The organism is Paenibacillus sp. UNC499MF (genome assembly GCF_900107975.1).
In the GTDB taxonomy this organism is placed as follows: Bacteria; Bacillota; Bacilli; order Paenibacillales; family NBRC-103111; genus Paenibacillus_F.
Genome location: NZ_FNVF01000001.1, coordinates 747,905 through 764,886, shown reverse-complemented (window position 1 = coordinate 764,886; position 16,982 = coordinate 747,905). Strand labels below are relative to the sequence as shown.

The window sequence follows — 16,982 nt, the reverse complement described above, 5'->3', positions numbered from 1 at the left end:
CCCCCCTATACAAGATAGCCCGCAGGCAGCGGGAGCCAATGTTTCAGCTTCCGCTTCCTACGGACTTCATCAAATTGATCATTTCTCTTTTCATCGAGATAAACGCAGGGTCTTCCGTAATCGTGAGCGCCCGCGGGCGTTCGAAAGGAACGATAACTTCCCTTTCGACCCTTGTCGGTTTATCCGATAACAGATAAATGCGGTCCGACAGCAGCAGAGCCTCTTCCAGACTGTGTGTAATGAACAGGACGGATCGCTTATTCTGTTCCCATATCTTAAGCAGCCAGTGCTGCATGTCTTCACGCGTCAACGCGTCCAGCGCACCGAACGGTTCATCGAGGCACATCAGCTCCCGGGGACTGAGCAGAGCCCGCAGAAACGAGACGCGCTGCTGCATTCCGCCGGACAAGACGTGGGGATGCTCCTTTTCATAACCTTGGAGCCCTACTTTAGCCAGCCATTCCCTCGCAAGAGCCAGCGACTCCGCTTTTGGCAGTCCCGCCGTTTCCCGGGCCATGATCACGTTCTCTTCCACATTCCTCCATGGAAACAAAGACGCCTGCTGGGGCATATAGCTGACGAGCCCTTTACGGCCGGTCACGTCTTGGCCTTCCATATAAATTTGTCCCGACGACGGCCGGATCAGTCCTCCTATAAGATGAAACAGCGTCGTTTTCCCGCTTCCGGAAGGACCGATCAGCGAGACAAATTCGCCTTCGTTCACATGAAGGTTAATCCCGTTAAGAATTTTCGTATCGCTTCCGCCTGTGGAGAACGACTTCGAAATTTCTTTTAGCTCCAATTTTTTCATCGTTTCATTCCTCCTAATGTTTATCGTGCTTCCAGCGGACGGTCCATTTTTCCAGCAGCACGATGGCTCCGAACAGAAGGAGACTCAGAACGACAATAAGGAAGATGGCCACGAACACGCGGTCCGTGCGGAAGGATGACTTGGCCAGCAGCATAAAAACGCCGATTCCTTTATCGGAACCGAGCCATTCGGCGATAACTCCGCCCATGACGCTGTAAGTGGCGGAAATTTTCAGCCCCGAAAAGACGGACGGCAGCGCGTAAGGCAGCTCCAGCTTCCAGAACAGCTGGCTGCGCCGCGCTCCGATCATTTCCAGATAACGGTGCATGCCCGGATCGGGATTCGACAGCCCTCCGAGCGCCGCAACCGTTACCGGAAAAAAACAGACAAGCGTAATAACGATAAGCTTCGGCAGCAGTCCGAAACCGAACCAGATCATCAAGAGCGGCGCCAGCGCGATCGTCGGAACGTTCTGGGACAAAACCAGCAGCGGATAGAAGGCCGCTTTCATTCCGGGGATTACATGCAGCAGGCAGGCGATGATCAGTCCCAGCACCGATCCGATGGCAAAGCCCAGCAGCGTGATGGAGACCGTAAAGCTTACGTGCTTGCCCAGCAGGGGCGCCTGCCGGATGCCTTCCTCCACGATCTGCAGGGGCGCCGGAAGCCTCCAGGCCGGCGTACCGGCCCAAGTGACGCCAAGCTGCCATAAAAGCAGCAGAAGGATGGCCGTCAGTAAAGGCGGCCATCCTTTCTTCCATAAGGAACGGATCATGGACGGTATTTCTCCGTCAGCTTGTCCATCGAAGCGCCCTCGGGATTAAAATAGATCTTCACTTGCGAGATGACATTGGGGCTGCCGAACTCGATCATCGCTTCGTTCATGTTCCGGATCACGTCCAGCAGTTCGTTCAAATCGCCTTCCATCGTCGTTTCCAGCGGATGAACCTCATGCTTGACGCCGGACTGCTGAATGACTTCGATTGCGCGGTCCACATAGGGGATCACGTCTTCCCCGTTTTTCGTCTTCGGGATAATTTGAATACTGACGAGTGCATTAGCCATAAGATAGTCCTCCCGGCCGACTTTTACAGATCGGCATTATGTATGAAAGAATGCCGGACGGACGAGGTGTCCGTCCCGGACATTACTTGCCGGCAGCCGGCAAAAAGTCATTCGTGAAAGCTTTGTCGGCTTCCAGGCTTTTCTCCAGAAGCTTATGATCGAGCATCCATTTCGCGTAGTTTTCCCATACTTCTTTTTTCTGCTCGCCCCAACGCGGAGCATCGTCTTTATATTTCGGGCTCAGCCATTTCTGGCTCGCGAGCACGAGGTTTTTGTCCAGTTCGGGGACCGCTTCCGACAGAACGCCGGCCGCCTCTTCGGGCTTATCGATCGCGAACTGGTAGCCTTTAGAAGCCGCCTCCAGGAACGATTTCACGAGTTCGGGCTTTTCTTGAATCACTTTTTCGCTGGTGGCGAGAACAGGTGTATAGTAATCGAGCTGTTTCGAATAATCGGTCAAATAAACCATATTTAACGGCTCTTTACGAAGCTCGGATTCAATGCCCGTCCATCCGTAATAAATCCAGGCGAAATCGATATCGCGTTTCACTGCAGTGAAGAAGTCCGCGTCGCCCATATTGACGATTTTCACCTTCGACGGGTCGGCCTTCTCGGTCTGCATCAGCGAGTCGATCATGGCATTTTCGGCCGGAGATCCCCATCCGCCGTATGTTTTGCCTTCGAAATCTTTAGGCTTCTTGATATTTTTAGCGGCCGGAGATGCGAAACCCGACGTATTGTGCTGGATAATCGCCGCAATGGATACGATCGGCACGCTTTGCGTACGGGCCTGCGTAATGCCTTCCTGGTAGCTTACGCCGAAATCCGCGGCACCCGAAGCGACCATCGCGTCCGCGCCTCCCGCTCCCGGCTGGATGATGTCGACATTCAACCCTTTTTCCGCAAAATAGCCTTTGGCTTTGGCAACGTAAAGGCCCGTATGATTCGTATTCGGAGACCAGTCCAGAACGATCTTGATATCCGTTTTCTGAACCGCGGCAGGCGTCTGCGCCGCTCCCGGCGACGATTGCCCTCCTTCGGTTCCCCCTGATTTGCCGCATCCGGCAAGCGCAACGGCAAAAGCCGCGGCAAGCGCTGTTGTACGTATAACCCGCTTCATGGTCTTCTCTCCCCTTCTTTATCCGCAGACAAATCAAAAAGCGCCCCCTGATCGGGAGCGCACATAAAGTCGGGTAGTATCCGTACGGTTTCCTACGCTGGCATTATCCAGATCAGGTGTAAGGGTCAGTATCTTTATGGGATACAATCTCAGCCGGCCGATTCCAGCACCCCTGCGTCTTATTCGGTTGTCGTGCATTTCTGGGTCTATTATAGCATACGGCCCCCATTTGTCCAGATGATGGTCATCACCTTGTCCGCTAAGACAGCCACTCCCGCAATTTCCCCTTCGCTTCCGCGGCATCTTTGTAGCCCAGATCGTGCAGGGCTTCCAGCTTGGATGAATCCTTCTCCATCCGCCCTACCTTGAACGGGGCCGAGGGCCGGATCACGATGACTTTGCCTTCCCGCTCCAGCCGCTCGATTTCATCCAGCGTCCGGTTGTATACGAGGCTGCGTTCCACCATAGCGCGGACAAGGCCGGGATAAGCCGGATAAAACCGCTGGGCCAGCCACTGCTGCTTGAACGGTTTCTTCCGGTAACCCTTCGGACGGGTAAGCACCACGATATTGCGTTCGTTCCCGTCTTTTATCGACTGATGAATCGGAATGGGCGCCGTGATTCCGCCGTCAAACAGCGTTCTCTCCTGATACAGCACCGGCTGGGAAACGAACGGAAGCGAGCTTGATGCCCGGATAAGCGAAAGCGACATTTCGGGCGCTTCGTTTTTGCGGAAAAAGACAGCTTCTCCGCTTACGGCATCCGTCGTTCCGATCACAAGTTCATGACTTTCCCCGTAAAACGTCTGAAAATCGAAAGGAACCAGGTTATTCGGAATCTCGTTGAAGATAAAATCCATTCCGAAGATGCTCTTTTCGCGGAACAGATTGCGGTAACTGATATATCTGCGGTCGGTAATGTAACCGATCGTCACTTTCTTGTTGCGCCCGGGCTGCCGGGAAAGATACGATGCCGCATTGCATGCGCCGGCAGAAACGCCGATTACGTAAGGAACATACCATTCCTTCTCCATTAAATACTCAAGGACACCCGCGGTATAAACGCCGCGCATTCCTCCACCCTCAAGCACCAAACCAAGTGAAGCCATTTCCGCCCCTCCCCATATATCTCTCGTTCCATTATGATTAGCATACTACAATTTTACCGCTAAACAAAACGGCGCCCATCCTGATTTTACCGGGATTTTCCCGGGTTTGTAGGCAGTCCCGTGCTTTCCCTGACAAATCCGCTTTCCTGCAAGTAAAAATAAAACGCTGTCCTCAGCGGGAACAGCGTCCTTTTAAACCAGTGAACATGAGCTTCGATTCAGCCTGACATACTACGATTCATTTTTATTAATTTCGTTTAAGTTCGGCGGATACTCCGACGCTTTGCGCGAATTTAAGGTCACGGCTTCCGCTTTCAGCCGGCTTTTGTTCTGTTTGTCGTCGATTTTGGTCGATTTATTGAAAGGCATTTGCACATTCACCTCCGCTGTCGTTATCTTTCGTAGGATGCCCAAATCACGTCACTCCATAACGGGTCGTCCATGAACTGAAGATCTCATTTGAATATTCAGAATATTGTGTCGAAATTTGCGCTTGCCCAGGAAATAGTTCCGCTCCGGGAAATAACCGAATGAATCTGCCCGAGAATGTACATCGTATAGAAAAAGGAGGTTGTTCACGCATGGTAGAAAGTCAGCAGCACCAGCAGTTTATCCGGCATGCCGTCGAGGCGGCGGACGCGGCCATTCTGGCGGCGCAGGAAGCGGAGCACGAGCTTCAGGGGGCCATTACACAGGCCGATCCGAATGCGATCCAGCGGGCGCAGGCCAAACTGGGTTCCGCCAAGCGGCAGGTAGCCGAAGCGGAAGCCCAAATCTCTTCGTTCGACGGGGATCAGTACGGCCAGCAGCTCCAGCAGACGATCGAACAGCTTCACCAGGCCAAGCAGGACTTGGAAGCAAACGAAGATCATTACCACACGCCGAAGCAAGTCCGGTGATTTACGCTCCGAAAGGAGCTTTTTCTTTTTGAAAAAATTCTACATTATGATAAACTATTCAGGGTATATAAAGCGCCGTCCTTATCTTAAAGGCGCTGAACAGGGAGGGCCTTCATAATTTATGTTAGTCATTGGGATAGCCGGGGGAACCGGTTCGGGGAAATCAACGGTCGCCCGTTCGATCATAGACGAGCTCGGAACGAAAAACGTCACACTTATTTGCCAGGATAATTACTATGCGGACCGCAGCGAGCTGTCCATGGATGAACGCGCGAAAATCAATTACGATCATCCCAACGCTTTTGAAAACGAACTTCTGCTGAAACATCTCAGCGAGCTTCGGAAAGGCCGCGAGATTCAGGTCCCGATATATGATTTTACACAGCACGCCCGTTCTTCGGACACGCTGCTCATCCAAGGCACGCCGATTATTGTCATCGAAGGCATCCACGTCCTGACGGACGAGCATCTCCGCAAAGCGCTCGACATCAAAGTGTTTGTCGACACGGACCCGGACGTCCGGATTTTGCGCCGCATTATGCGGGATACGAACGAAAGGGGCCGCTCTCTGGAATCGGTTGTCGACCAATACATCACGACGGTAAAACCGATGCACGACGCCTTTATCGAGCCGTCCAAGAAGTATGCGGACATCATCATTCCCGAAGGCGGAGAAAACGAGATCGGCATACGCCTGCTCACGACGCTGACGGAAAGCTATATGGATACGCTTCTGACGGATCTTAACTAAACCCGAAGCGCTCTTTCCATTACCGCTTTACAGCTCTTGATCAATCGAGTTAAACCCGCCGATTGTCATACGCTTGCTTGAAGAAGCGGCGGCAGTACGCGGACACATGAAAAAGACCCGGATTCAGCCTCGGCTGTGTCCGGGTCTTTCTTTTTGGGTTGGAAAAGGCGGAGCCTTTGGTTTGACTCAAAGTTTGTAATCAAACTTGAGGGTCTTGCATGCTGTAACAGCACGCGTACAACCCGTCCTGACGGATTGATCCGGCACGGATGCCGAGGCCGCCGACAGCCGGCAGGCAGCCTGCGGCAGGGAGCGCGCGTGGCACTTCACGCTTCCCGGATTCCACCGTCTCCTCTTCCCTTGCTCCGGATCCGGATCGCAAGTCCCGTAAAAACGAACAAGACATAAACGGAACCCAGCAGGAAAAAGAGGCTGCTTAGGGAGATATACTGGATGCCGAGCCCTCCCAGATTAGGCCCCACCACGCTGCCGATACTGAACAGAATCGAGCCGATCACATTGGCCGACGGCAGAAGCTCCCGCGGAAGCAGATCGGCCGCGTACGCGAGTCCCAGCGAGAAGAAGGAACCGATCATGCCCCCCGCCGTCAGCAGAAGAAGGCCGATTCCCCAGACGGAATCTCCGGCGAACGGCACCGCGAGGAACGCGGCGGCTCCCATCGCGGCAGCCGCCAGAAGCACGGGCTTGCGGCCGATTTTGTCGCTCAGCATGCCGAGCGGAAGCTGGAGAATCAGCCCGCCGAAGCCGACCAGCGGAAGCAGCATGGATACCGACGTATCGCTGAGTCCCAGCCGCAGACCGTAGAGCGGGAAGCTGCTGTTCAGCACCGCTTCGGTGTAGCCGTACAGGAAGGTCGGGATAAGCGCGAACCAGGCGATTTTGGCCGCTGTGCCGTACCGCTTCTGGGCGGGCGACTCTTTTCCCTCCGACTGCACCTTCTGGTCGGGAAGCCTTTGCAGCAGCATGATAACGACCGTATAAAACACCGCCACCGTCAAAAACGGCGCGTATGAACCGAGCGCGAGCAGATTAATGCCCGCAGGACCGATACTGAAGCCGACTCCGTACGCCATGCCGTAGTAGGAAATATAGCGGCCCCTGCGTTCCTGGGGAGCCGAGGTCAGTATCCACAGCTGCGTCGTGTAGTGCAGGATGGAATTCCCGAATCCGATAATGAACCGCAAAATGAACCAGAACGTAAGATTCCCCCATACGGGAATCAGCAAAATAGCCACTGTCTCCATGGCAATTCCGAGAATTAGAATTTTCTTATACCCGAGCGCGAGCAGAATCCGTTCGACGACGAACATGGACGCGAAGCTGCCGATATACATGGCAGCGGCGTTAAACCCGTTAACTCCCGACGATACGCCTGTTTGTTCCAGCAGGATAGTCAGCAGCGGAAGCAGAAGTCCTTGACTTAAACCGGAAATGATGACAACCAGCAGCAGAAGTACCAGGCGGCGTGTCGGACTCATCGTCTTTACCGACGATACGTTCATGATGTTAAACCTCCCAGCCTATTGAAAAACACCCCGACTATTGTAACATCGGCTGGAACGCTTGTGAATCGACCCCCGGTTAATTTTTTTGGACTTCAACGCTTTCCCCGTTTTCCCCGATAAAGTCCAAACGGTCCCCGTAAGCCATCAGTTTGCCCGGAAGCGGCACGCCGAACCGTCTCCAGACGATCAGCCGGAGTTTGCGGATCCATTCGTCAAAGCCTTTGTACCCCGCAAATTCCGCTGCATAACGATCGTTCATCATGACAAAATAAGGACTGGCGTATTTGTCGGTCAAAAACCGGAGCGACGTGTCGAGCGGAGTATATTTCTTTCGTTTGCCTTCCCACGTGTCTATCGTGTACCGTTCCGCAGGTTTATTCCCGAGCAGCTCCTCCAGCAGCTTCACCCGTTTATGATACGCGGCGGCGCAGGGAACGCCCATTCGTCTCAAGCTTTCTTCATGCTGGGGATACAAGACGACTTTTCTGAATTTGCGCTCATCCGCGATTGCTGCCACCATATCGGTTTCGTGCTCCGACCAGTCTTCGAACGTTTCGAAAATGAGCAGGGTACCCCGCTGTGCCGGCGGCTCTTCTTCATACCCGAACGGCACCATCGTATTTCCTCTCGCCACTTGCCTTCGCCTCCTTGCGGCCGTTTTTCGTTAGGATTTCATGTTTGCTTTCATTTTACCCGAAACGGTCCCGATGAACACACCGTACTCGCGAACATGCGGCGCCGCCACAAATTAATTGACCGTTAGAAGAATGCATATTCCAGTTTATGCACTATTTTTGGAGCCGTCTTCTACACATCCGCAAAATGTACTATAATGGTAAGAAGCATGCCTTCAGTACCCCGTACTGAAATTTTTTACATAGAAGGAGTTCCTGCCCATGAGAGATCCAAGAATGGTTACGTTTGCACGCAACATTATCCACTATTCGGTTGAACTTCAGCCGGGCGAAAATATTTTGATCGAGCTGATCGGCGTCAAAGATCCCGAGCTTGCGAAATGCTTTATCGAAGAAGTTTACGCCGCCGGCGGAAATCCTATCGTTGAACTGCGCGATCCGGCGATCAACCGCAGCATGATGCTCGGCGCCACACGCGAAACGCTGGAGAAAAAAGCCGAGATCGAACTGAGCCGCATGAAAGAAATGCAGGCTTACGTGGCCGTGCGCGCCGGCGACAACGTAACGGAAACCGCAGACGTGCCGGAAGACCGTTTGAAATTGTACATGAGCGTGTACTCCAGACCGGTGACCAACCAGCGTGTCAACCACACGAAATGGTGCGTAATGCGCTATCCGAACGGCTCCATGGCCCAACTGGCCAACACGAGCACCGAAGCGTTCGAGGATTTCTACTTCCAGGTGTGCAACCTCGATTACAGCAAAATGGAAACGGCCATGGAACCCCTGGTTCAGCTTATGAACCGTACGGACAAGGTCCGCCTTGTTTCTCCGGGAACCGATCTTTCGTTCTCCATCAAAGACATTCCGGCGATCAAATGCTGCGGCAAGCGCAACATTCCCGACGGCGAAGTGTATACGGCGCCCGTACTCAACACGGTAAACGGTGTCATTTCTTATAATACGCCTACCGTCTATTCCGGTACTTCTTTCGAGAATGTCGTCCTGAAATTCGAAAACGGAAAAATCGTGGAAGCGACGAGCAACAACTCCGTCCGCATGAATGAAATTCTGGACACGGATGAAGGCGCACGTTATATCGGTGAATTTGCGATCGGCGTGAACCCTTACATTCTGCAGCCGATGAAAGATACTTTGTTCGATGAAAAAATCGACGGTTCCATTCACTTTACGCCGGGACAAGCCTATGAAATCGCCGACAACGGCAACCGCTCTTCCGTTCACTGGGATATCGTGCTTATCCAACGTCCCGAATACGGCGGCGGCGAAATCTGGTTCGACGATGTCCTCATCCGCAAGGACGGACGTTTCGTTATTCCCGAGCTGGAGTGCTTGAACCCCGAAAACCTGAAGTAAACCTGGCCTTCGGTTTACGCCGGATCCGCCGATTGCAGTAATCGGCGCGCTTCCGCAAACAGCTTCCCCTTTCCCGGGTGAAGCTGTTTTTCTTTTGACCCTTGCAGGCAAAAAGGATTTACCGGACGTTTACCCGGGTAATCGTACGGGAAAGGAGCTGGTGCAGCATGGAAAAACGTTCTTACGGCAAAACGGACATGAAGGTAAGCATGCTTGGCCTCGGAGCGGCGGAAATCGGACTGGAGGGTCTGGAAACGGCCGCGGCCGAAAAGCTGCTCGGTACGGCGCTGGACGCCGGGCTTAATCTCATCGACACCGCCGAATGCTACGGGACGAGCGAAGAGCTGATCGGCAAAACAGTCTCGCACCGCCGGGACGATTATTATCTGTTTACGAAATGCGGTCACGCCTCCGGCCTGGATTTCGAAGATTGGGATCCGAGGCTGCTGGAGCAGAGTATCGACCGCAGTTTGAAGAGGCTTCATACGGATTATGTGGATGTGATCCACCTTCACAGCTGCTCCGAAGAAATTTTGCGGCGGGGAGAAGTCATCGAGGTTCTGAAAAGAGCCAAGGAACAAGGCAAAACGCGTTATATCGGCTACAGCGGGGACCATCAAGCGGCTCTGTACGCGATCCGGACCGGTGTATTCGATTCACTCGAAACTTCGCTCAATATCGCGGATCAGGAAGCGATAGAATTAACGCTGCCTGAAGCGGCTCAAAGAGGCATAGGCATTACCGTCAAACGTCCGATCGCCAACGCGGCATGGCGGACCGGCCAAAAGCCCGAAAGTCCGTATCGGCATACATACTGGGACCGGCTTCAGGAACTGCAGTATGATTTTCTGAACGGAGATCTGGAAGATTCCATCGAAAAAGCGCTGCGCTTCACCTTATCGGTACCGGGCGTCTCGACGGTGATCGTCGGGACGAGCAAGCCCGGCCGCTGGGTCCAGAACGCACGCCTGGCCGGTCAGGGTCCGCTTCCCCGGGAAGAGGTGGAAGCGATTCGCGCCCGCTGGAAACAAGTTGCCCGCCCTGACTGGATCGGGCAGATGTAAACGCAAAAGAGCAGTCTGCCCGGTCCGGGAGACTGCTCTTTAGTTTGTAACGGAGGGCCGCGGGGACCCTGGGATGTGCCGTTCTACAGCGGATTAATCCGGACAGCCGCCTGCTTGCCGCTGACCTGGATGTTCGTCTCCTTCATACCGGCGGCTGAAAGATCCTTAACCAGCCGTTCCAGAAGCTCCTTCGCTTTCGGTCCTTCTTTGCCCTGGATGCGGACGACGAGCTGTACGGCGCTGCCCGAAGCCAGAAGCTTCTCGGCCTGTCTCTGCTTCGTTTCATAGTCGTGGTCTTCGATATGTACAGTTAGCCTCAGCTCTTTCACTTTCAGCGGCTTGTCTTGACGGCGGGCCGCCTGTTTGTCTTTCTGGGCTGCCTGTTTCGCCGTTCCGCGAGAGGCAAGCTTGCATGGCGGAGGGCTGCTCATCAAAGACGTGCAGACCAGATCGGCGTCCGCTTCCTTCGCCAGTTTCAGCGCTTCTTCCCTCGTCAGGACTCCGAGCTTTTCCCCGTTCAATCCCGTGAGCTCGACCTCGGCCGCTTTTATTTTCTCGTTCATAATAAGCATGATAAGTTCCTCCCGGATGTGTGCTGTCCGGAAACTTCTGCCGCTAGTGCTACTGCGCTATACAACCGGTTCGTTTCCGTCAACTGTCCCTCCTATTGTAGGGGATGCGGGAAGGAAATACAAAGGGGCGGCAGGGAAACTTCCCTGTCCGGGCACAGCCGCCTAACCGGGACCGTCAGCCCAGCCAGTGGAAAACGCTCCCCTCCGGGGCGGACTCCCGCACGCCGGGCGCTCCCGGCGGCTTCAGCGCCGCGGCTGCGGCTGCGAGGTCCAGCCTGCCGACGGTGGCCACGCCGGCCGCAGACCGGCCATCGGCGGCTGACGCAGCTTCGGCGACGCGGACAGCGCTGCCCTTCGGCACGAGCGCGAAAAGCGCCAGCATGTCGGCATCGCCGAGCCGGATGCAGCCGAGCGAGCGCGCCGCGCCGACAGACGCGGCATCCGCCGTGCCGTGCACCGCTATGGCGCCAAGCCCGAGCGCCGCGGCGCCGTACACGCCCGGCGTCCCGCCCGCGGGAGCGATCACCCGCTCCCGCACGGCGAACGTGCCGTCCGGCGTCGGCGACTCCGGACGGCCGATCCCGGCGCGGGCTTCCAGCACCGCGCCTCCGGCTGTTAAGATCAAGCGGTGCTCCCGCTTGATCACCTTCACCTGCACAGGCTCGAACGGGACGTTCGCCTGTGCGGCGGCGCTAGCGGGAGGCAGGACACCCGCTAGCGAAGCTCCCGGCAGGTTCGGCGTCAAGGCCGAACCGGCGTCTCCGGCGGCGGGCCGGTAAACCCACCCGCCACCACCGTCGTAGGACGGGCTCACCCGGATGGAGCCCGATACGGCTTCGCGCGGCACGAAGCTGAGGTAATTTCCGGGATAGTCCCGGACCAGCTCGTCCAGGCTCCCCGGAAATTTCCCTCCGTGGTCGGCCGCGTAGGTCCGGAGCGCCGTCCGGATGAGCTGGGTCCCTATCCGCGTGAGCACTTCGGCGCGTGGAGCGCCTTCACCCAGATAGGTGATCTCCACGGGTTTGCGAAGCGCCGGCACATACTGCGCCAGTACGAAAGCATTCTCCAATTCCGCGGGGCCGCCGGCCGGAAACGCTTGTCCCGCTGCCGTATCCGCCGAAAAATCCGCAGTGCCGCCCCTTTGGCGGATTCCGTAAATGACCCGGCTTTTCTGCGGATTCCGTCCGATAAGATGCTCCATTTCCCGTCGAATCAAAGCCTCCGCGCGGGCGTTGTCCGTGTCAGGGACAACCCGCACAAGATATGGCCGTTCGTCCGCTTCCACACCCGAAAACCCCTCCGGGCGTAAAGAAGCAGCTTCCGGCGAGAAGCTGTTTCCTTGTTGAGGCTGCACTGCATGCGATTCATAGCTTGGAGGCGGTCCGTTTTCCGCGGCGGAAGCGGTCTGCTTGCCTCCTTCTCCAGAGAGAAGAACGACCAACAGAATAAGATTGATGACGATGAGCGCGTAAAGGAAAGTCCGCAAAAACTTGTTGAATTTTCTTCCCGTCGCAGCCTCCAGCTCTTTCCGGACTCCCGCCAGGTCGCTTTCCTCCCGCTCCGCCAGTTCATGCAAAGCCCGGTTGGCGTCGGAGTAATACGGAGAGGGGTACGTTTTCATCACCTCTTGATAATGAAAAAGCGCCCTGGATAAGTCTCCCTGCTTCCTCGCACGCTCTCCCATCCGATAATGGGCTTCGGGAGACGTTTTATCGGCATAACGGATGACTTTATCGAAATACTGCGGGTCTCCCCGGCTGATGTATAAATTTTTGTTGACCCGCACAAGCTGCGGTTCCAAAGGATGCGAAAACCGTTTCGTCGCTCCTCCCATTCCCTACCTCCTGTTTTTGCCGTCATGAGAGATTAATAGGCTGTTCGATACATATTGTATCAACATAAATACAATTTGTATAGTTAGAATCGTACGCCAATTTTCGCGGGCGCCTCTTCGCTATTTTTCTCGCTATTCCGCTTCAGCCGGTGCATGAATTGCTTCCTCTGCAAGCAAACTAATAGCCGGAGGTGGATTCCATGGCAGGTAGAAACAGCAAGCCCAAAAATCGCGGTCCGGCCAGTCATCCGGGCAGACTCGATCAGTTCGGCGACAAGCTGGCCGACGGCAAAGGTCCTGAACCGAAGCCCGAAAACGTTTTAGGGGAGTAACTTCTTTTCTCCGCAGGATTCCGTCTTCACGCCAAAAAAGCCCTCCGGCCGTTCGGGCCGGAAGGCTTTTTCATATTCATTCGTTTTATCCCAAAACATACCGGCTCAGCATCGCGTACACGTCATTGATGTTGGCGCTTTTGTTAAACTTCTTGACGATAGGCTCATGCGTGCTCGACAGCCAGATTTTAAGCTCGGCATCCAGATCGAACGTCCCCGCGCTTTCTTTTGCAAACCGGATAATACTCTTGTAGGGCACGGACATATATTCGACTTTGGACCCCGTCACCCCTTGTTTGTCGATAAGAATCAGGCGTTTGTTCGTAAATACGAAACCGTCCCGGATAATTTTGTACGCGACCTGCACTTGCTCTCCCTGGATGAGAAACGGCTCCAGGTCCTTCTGAAGCTTCTCCGGAGACATTTCCGAAGCGTTGCCCAATAAACCGTCCAAAATTCCCACAGCTCATCAACTCCCTTGCCATAATCCTTATTTTACCACACCCTGAAACGGACGTACGCGACTTTTAAAAATCTCCGCCTTCGGCGTCTTCTGCGGCTTCGCGTTCAAGACGGGCTAGGACGGACTGGATATCTTCGGGCTGAAGAAGCTCCACGGGTGAAACCCCCTTCTCGAAATGAAGGGAGCTTCCGCTCAGCAGTACGACGTACCGGTCCCCGAACTTGGCAAAATGAACTTTCCTCCCGTAATCCGCCAGCTTTCCTTTTACCGTCAGATGATCGAGCTTGAAGGTCATGCCCAAATCGGGCTGCTGCTCCACCAGAAAGTTGGCGGCCTCCATGACAAGCTCCGGCGCCCACTTCTCCTGCAGCTCCCGCTTCTCGCTTGCGGCCCAGAGTTCAAGATCCCGTTCTTCCGCTTCCTTCTGCTCGGGATGGGCTTCGAGCGTCTGCTCGATATGCTGCTGCACCAGGTTGACCACCTGATGATTAAGCAGTTCGGGCATGGATTTCTCATACTCCACGAATTTCAGCAGATCCTCGAAATATTTGGCGTGCGAAGGCTGATGGATTTTCAGCTCCCAATCCTCTAGCATACCGACCTCCGGCATATACGGATACTGGATCGCTTTCATATTTTTCGCGTTGATCGCCATTTCCACTTCGTGAAGCAGGCTGGATTCGTCCGTAATGCGGGCGATTTTAGGCTCGAAATCGCATTTCATCACGAATACGAACGGCTCGTCAAAGTACTGCGGCAGCTTGGCGCTGGCCGTAATAAGCGCTCCGCTGCGCACCGAGCTCGTCTGAATGTAGGCTCTTGCCAGTTCGTCGCTTTCTTTCAGGAAATCCTCCCGGGACGCGGCGCCGCGCAGTCTGGCGAACATATTGTAGTTCGGATTCGTTTCGAGGCCGCACCCCGGCTCCGTTATAAATCGTCCGATTTTGGTCGGAACCTGCTCGGACTGCGGATTGCGTTCCACCTTGCGCTTGGCAAGCCGGGCAAATTCGCCGCCCAGAAACTGTTCCAGCGCGCTGCCTTCGTAAGCGTCCCCGTCCAAAGTTTGAAAATGACGGTAAGCTTTGCCGGGCCCTTCTTCGCGTATGACAAAAAATGAGATAAATTCCACTTCGAATTTCATGCTTTTTTCCCCTTTATCCGTTAACCTGCTGTCTAACCTCCTCTGATTGTAGCGAATCCCGCGATTTTTGACAAAAGAAACTGATTCCGGACAAAAAAACTGCCAAGGTGTGTGATTATTGAAAGCTCCGACCTGTCTATACTTGTAGGAACGATAGAAATACGATTTACTATGGAGTTGGGGTGTACGATGAGATGATTTATGGAACGAAATTGTTGGAAATGGATGTCGAATTGTTCGCCGCAGCACTCTCGCAGACCGAAGTCTACATCTGGGGAATGGATCACAACGATGTGTATGTCCAAATCGGACGAGGTTTTATCGAAAAGTACAACCAGGACCAGGTGAAAATCCGTTCGAGCCTCAATAGCTGTACAACGATTTACTCAAGAGAAAAATGCGAATTCAGCGCCAAAATGGAAAGCGCGGAAGAACAGCGTAACTAAGCAAGCCAGTAAACCCGTATAAATAGAGATGAAATGAAGCTGACCCTACATAACCTACAAATGGACCCTATTTAAATAGCAGGAACAACTTTCAGACGATAAATAACGATTCTTATTAACTGCTAAAAACCCCCTCGGACGAGGGGGTTTCTTTTTGTCCTCCGCCGGTCCGGACCGGCCGGGAACCTTCATCCGGGACCTGCATAAGCTGTAGGCAGTACAGGATGTAAGCCCAAGACGGAGGGATTCCCGTGAGTGTGGAACTGGTGGGTCTGCATATCGTTTATGTATGTTTTATCGCCCTGATTATCGGGTTTATGCTGTTTCGCAAAGATACGACGCCGGTCTGTCTGATCGGCATTTTCGTGCTGGGCCTTGCCGCTACCGGCTCGCTTCCTCAATCGGTCGGGGGTATTTTCTCCAGCCTCATCTATGCCATGAAGGAGCTTCTGCCGACCATTCTCGTCATCTCGGTCATTGTCGGCATGAGCCAGGTTCTCTCGTTGTCCGGCGTCAGCGACACGATGATATCTCCCGCGGCGAAGCTCATCCGCAGCCCGGGAGCGGCCTTCTGGATCATCGGCATCGTCATGATGACCGTTTCGTGCTTCTTCTGGCCGTCCCCGGCGGTTGCGCTGATCGGAGCCGTGCTGCTTCCGGCGGCGGTCAGGGCCGGTCTGCCGGCCATCGGGGCGGCCGTGGCCATGAACTTGTTCGGCCACGGCATTGCGCTTTCCGGCGACTACGTCATCCAGGCAGCGCCGAAGCTGACCGCCGACGCCGCCGGACTTCCCGTCGGAAGCGTCATGGAAGCTTCCGTCCCGCTCGTCGCCGTGATGGGAGCCGTCACGACCGCGGCGGCTTTCTGGTTCCTGCGGCGCGATTTGAGAAGCGGAGCCTTGAAGCCGGAAAGCGCCATCAAGCCGCCCGCTCCCGTCATCGGTGGCGCTTCTTCCGCCGGGAAGCTGCTGACCGGCAGGAAGCGCCTCGCTCTTGCGGTCGCGATCCCTCTGCTGTTCGCGGCCGACATTGCGGCCATGTTCGAGCTGAACCTGCAGGGAGGGGAGGCGACCGCGCTGATCGGCGGGACGGCCGCCCTGATCCTGCTGCTCGTCTCGCTCATGGCTCACCGCCGGGGCGGATTCGGAAAGACGACCTCTTACCTGGTGGACGGATTTCATTTCGGCTTTAAGGTATTCGGTCCCGTCATTCCGATCGCCGCCTTCTTTTACCTCGGCGACGCGGCTCTTACCGAGCTGTACGGGCATGTCCTGCCGGCCTTCTCGCACGGGATCGTGAATGATCTCGGGCTGGCTCTGGCCCAGACCGTGCCCGTCCATCCGGCCGCAAGTGCCGTCACACTGACAGCCGTGGGCGCCATCACCGGGCTGGACGGGTCGGGCTTCTCCGGCATCTCGCTGGCCGGCTCGGTCGCCAGCCTGTTCTCCTCCGCCCTCGGCGCCGGAGCCGCAACCTTGACCGCTCTCGGCCAGGTGGCGGCCATCTGGGTCGGAGGCGGCACACTCATCCCGTGGGCGCTTATTCCAGCCGCCGCCATCTGCGGCGTCGATCCTTTCGAGCTGGCCCGGCGGAACCTGAAGCCGGTGATGATCGGTCTGGCCGTCACCACAGTCGTGGCGATGTTTCTGATCTGATCCGGCGCCGGTGAACAGTCCGGGATCAGGGTACGCGTCAGCCGTGGCGAAGTGATCAGAGTGCTCGTCAGCCGTGGCGGTACTCATCAACAAAAACTTCGCAGACCGCCTTCTTATAAGTTCGTGTAGGTTCTTGCTTTGTTCTTGCTTTGTTCTTGCTTTGTTCTTGCTTTGTTCTTGCTT

At 55.2% G+C, this 16,982-nt stretch carries 19 protein-coding genes and 1 riboswitch; of the genes, 7 read left to right on the top strand and 12 right to left on the bottom strand.

All coding sequences use genetic code 11. The annotated features are described in order from the left end of the window. Positions 1-43: 43 nt before the first annotated feature. From C4S74_RS03510 to C4S74_RS26355, 6 genes are all read right to left on the bottom strand, one after another. A complete protein-coding gene (locus C4S74_RS03510; RefSeq protein WP_103993955.1) occupies positions 44-811 on the bottom strand; it encodes an ABC transporter ATP-binding protein in 768 nt (255 codons plus the stop codon). A 13-nt stretch (positions 812-824) separates the two neighbouring features. Beyond that, entirely contained in the window at positions 825-1,586 is a 762-nt protein-coding gene (locus tag C4S74_RS03505; RefSeq protein WP_103993954.1) for an ABC transporter permease, read from the bottom strand. After that, on the bottom strand, positions 1,583-1,876 hold the full coding sequence (locus C4S74_RS03500; RefSeq protein WP_103993953.1) for an MTH1187 family thiamine-binding protein: 294 nt from the start codon (positions 1,874-1,876) through the stop codon (positions 1,583-1,585). The genes C4S74_RS03505 and C4S74_RS03500 overlap by 4 nt, the downstream gene beginning before the upstream one ends. A gap of 82 nt (positions 1,877-1,958) precedes the next feature. Continuing rightward, positions 1,959-2,996, bottom strand: a complete 1,038-nt coding sequence (locus tag C4S74_RS03495) for an ABC transporter substrate-binding protein (protein WP_103993952.1) — start codon at positions 2,994-2,996, stop codon at positions 1,959-1,961. Between the two features lie 71 nt (positions 2,997-3,067). Next, positions 3,068-3,180: riboswitch (TPP riboswitch) on the bottom strand. Between the two features lie 75 nt (positions 3,181-3,255). Then, complete coding sequence (locus tag C4S74_RS03490; protein ID WP_103993951.1) at positions 3,256-4,104, bottom strand: patatin family protein; 849 nt, start codon at positions 4,102-4,104, stop codon at positions 3,256-3,258. Between the two features lie 231 nt (positions 4,105-4,335). After that, complete coding sequence (locus C4S74_RS26355; protein ID WP_181024285.1) at positions 4,336-4,473, bottom strand: hypothetical protein; 138 nt, start codon at positions 4,471-4,473, stop codon at positions 4,336-4,338. Between the two features lie 212 nt (positions 4,474-4,685). Here C4S74_RS26355 and C4S74_RS03485 point away from each other — a divergent pair, with 212 nt between their 5' ends. Together C4S74_RS03485 and udk are read left to right on the top strand one after the other, a co-directional pair. Next, positions 4,686-5,003 carry a hypothetical protein gene (locus tag C4S74_RS03485; RefSeq protein ID WP_103993950.1) on the top strand — a complete coding sequence of 106 codons (318 nt, stop codon included), beginning with the start codon at positions 4,686-4,688 and terminating at the stop codon, positions 5,001-5,003. Positions 5,004-5,124: 121 nt separating this feature from the next. Further along, a complete protein-coding gene (gene udk / locus C4S74_RS03480; protein ID WP_103993949.1) occupies positions 5,125-5,754 on the top strand; it encodes a uridine kinase in 630 nt (209 codons plus the stop codon). 326 nt (positions 5,755-6,080) lie between these two features. On the opposite strand, the gene C4S74_RS03475 is transcribed toward udk, so the two are convergent. Both C4S74_RS03475 and C4S74_RS03470 read right to left on the bottom strand, forming a co-directional pair. Continuing rightward, entirely contained in the window at positions 6,081-7,277 is a 1,197-nt protein-coding gene (locus C4S74_RS03475) for an MFS transporter (RefSeq protein ID WP_103993948.1), read from the bottom strand. 79 nt (positions 7,278-7,356) lie between these two features. Then, on the bottom strand, positions 7,357-7,914 hold the full coding sequence (locus C4S74_RS03470; protein WP_103993947.1) for a hypothetical protein: 558 nt from the start codon (positions 7,912-7,914) through the stop codon (positions 7,357-7,359). Positions 7,915-8,176: 262 nt separating this feature from the next. Between C4S74_RS03470 and C4S74_RS03465 the strand changes: the two genes are divergently transcribed. Together C4S74_RS03465 and C4S74_RS03460 are read left to right on the top strand one after the other, a co-directional pair. After that, positions 8,177-9,292 carry an aminopeptidase gene (locus C4S74_RS03465; RefSeq protein ID WP_103993946.1) on the top strand — a complete coding sequence of 372 codons (1,116 nt, stop codon included), beginning with the start codon at positions 8,177-8,179 and terminating at the stop codon, positions 9,290-9,292. Positions 9,293-9,459: 167 nt separating this feature from the next. Then, positions 9,460-10,356 carry an aldo/keto reductase gene (locus C4S74_RS03460; protein ID WP_103993945.1) on the top strand — a complete coding sequence of 299 codons (897 nt, stop codon included), beginning with the start codon at positions 9,460-9,462 and terminating at the stop codon, positions 10,354-10,356. A gap of 83 nt (positions 10,357-10,439) precedes the next feature. Here the strand turns inward: C4S74_RS03460 and infC are convergent, their stop codons facing one another. Both infC and C4S74_RS03450 read right to left on the bottom strand, forming a co-directional pair. Further along, entirely contained in the window at positions 10,440-10,928 is a 489-nt protein-coding gene (gene infC / locus C4S74_RS03455) for a translation initiation factor IF-3 (protein ID WP_181024284.1), read from the bottom strand. Between the two features lie 175 nt (positions 10,929-11,103). Further along, positions 11,104-12,762 carry a L,D-transpeptidase family protein gene (locus C4S74_RS03450; protein ID WP_103993943.1) on the bottom strand — a complete coding sequence of 553 codons (1,659 nt, stop codon included), beginning with the start codon at positions 12,760-12,762 and terminating at the stop codon, positions 11,104-11,106. Positions 12,763-12,962: 200 nt separating this feature from the next. Between C4S74_RS03450 and C4S74_RS26910 the strand changes: the two genes are divergently transcribed. After that, positions 12,963-13,094 (top strand): hypothetical protein, encoded by a 132-nt coding sequence (locus tag C4S74_RS26910; RefSeq protein ID WP_009672691.1) that lies wholly within the window; start codon positions 12,963-12,965, stop codon positions 13,092-13,094. A gap of 85 nt (positions 13,095-13,179) precedes the next feature. Here C4S74_RS26910 and C4S74_RS03445 read toward each other — a convergent pair whose 3' ends face one another. Together C4S74_RS03445 and C4S74_RS03440 are read right to left on the bottom strand one after the other, a co-directional pair. Further along, positions 13,180-13,557, bottom strand: a complete 378-nt coding sequence (locus C4S74_RS03445) for a PH domain-containing protein (RefSeq protein WP_103993942.1) — start codon at positions 13,555-13,557, stop codon at positions 13,180-13,182. Positions 13,558-13,621: 64 nt separating this feature from the next. Continuing rightward, complete coding sequence (locus tag C4S74_RS03440; RefSeq protein WP_103993941.1) at positions 13,622-14,698, bottom strand: DUF3900 domain-containing protein; 1,077 nt, start codon at positions 14,696-14,698, stop codon at positions 13,622-13,624. Between the two features lie 194 nt (positions 14,699-14,892). Between C4S74_RS03440 and C4S74_RS03435 the strand changes: the two genes are divergently transcribed. Both C4S74_RS03435 and C4S74_RS03430 read left to right on the top strand, forming a co-directional pair. Continuing rightward, positions 14,893-15,144 carry a hypothetical protein gene (locus C4S74_RS03435; protein ID WP_258042356.1) on the top strand — a complete coding sequence of 84 codons (252 nt, stop codon included), beginning with the start codon at positions 14,893-14,895 and terminating at the stop codon, positions 15,142-15,144. A 251-nt stretch (positions 15,145-15,395) separates the two neighbouring features. Then, positions 15,396-16,799 (top strand): hypothetical protein, encoded by a 1,404-nt coding sequence (locus tag C4S74_RS03430; RefSeq protein WP_103993939.1) that lies wholly within the window; start codon positions 15,396-15,398, stop codon positions 16,797-16,799. Positions 16,800-16,982 lie beyond the last annotated feature (183 nt).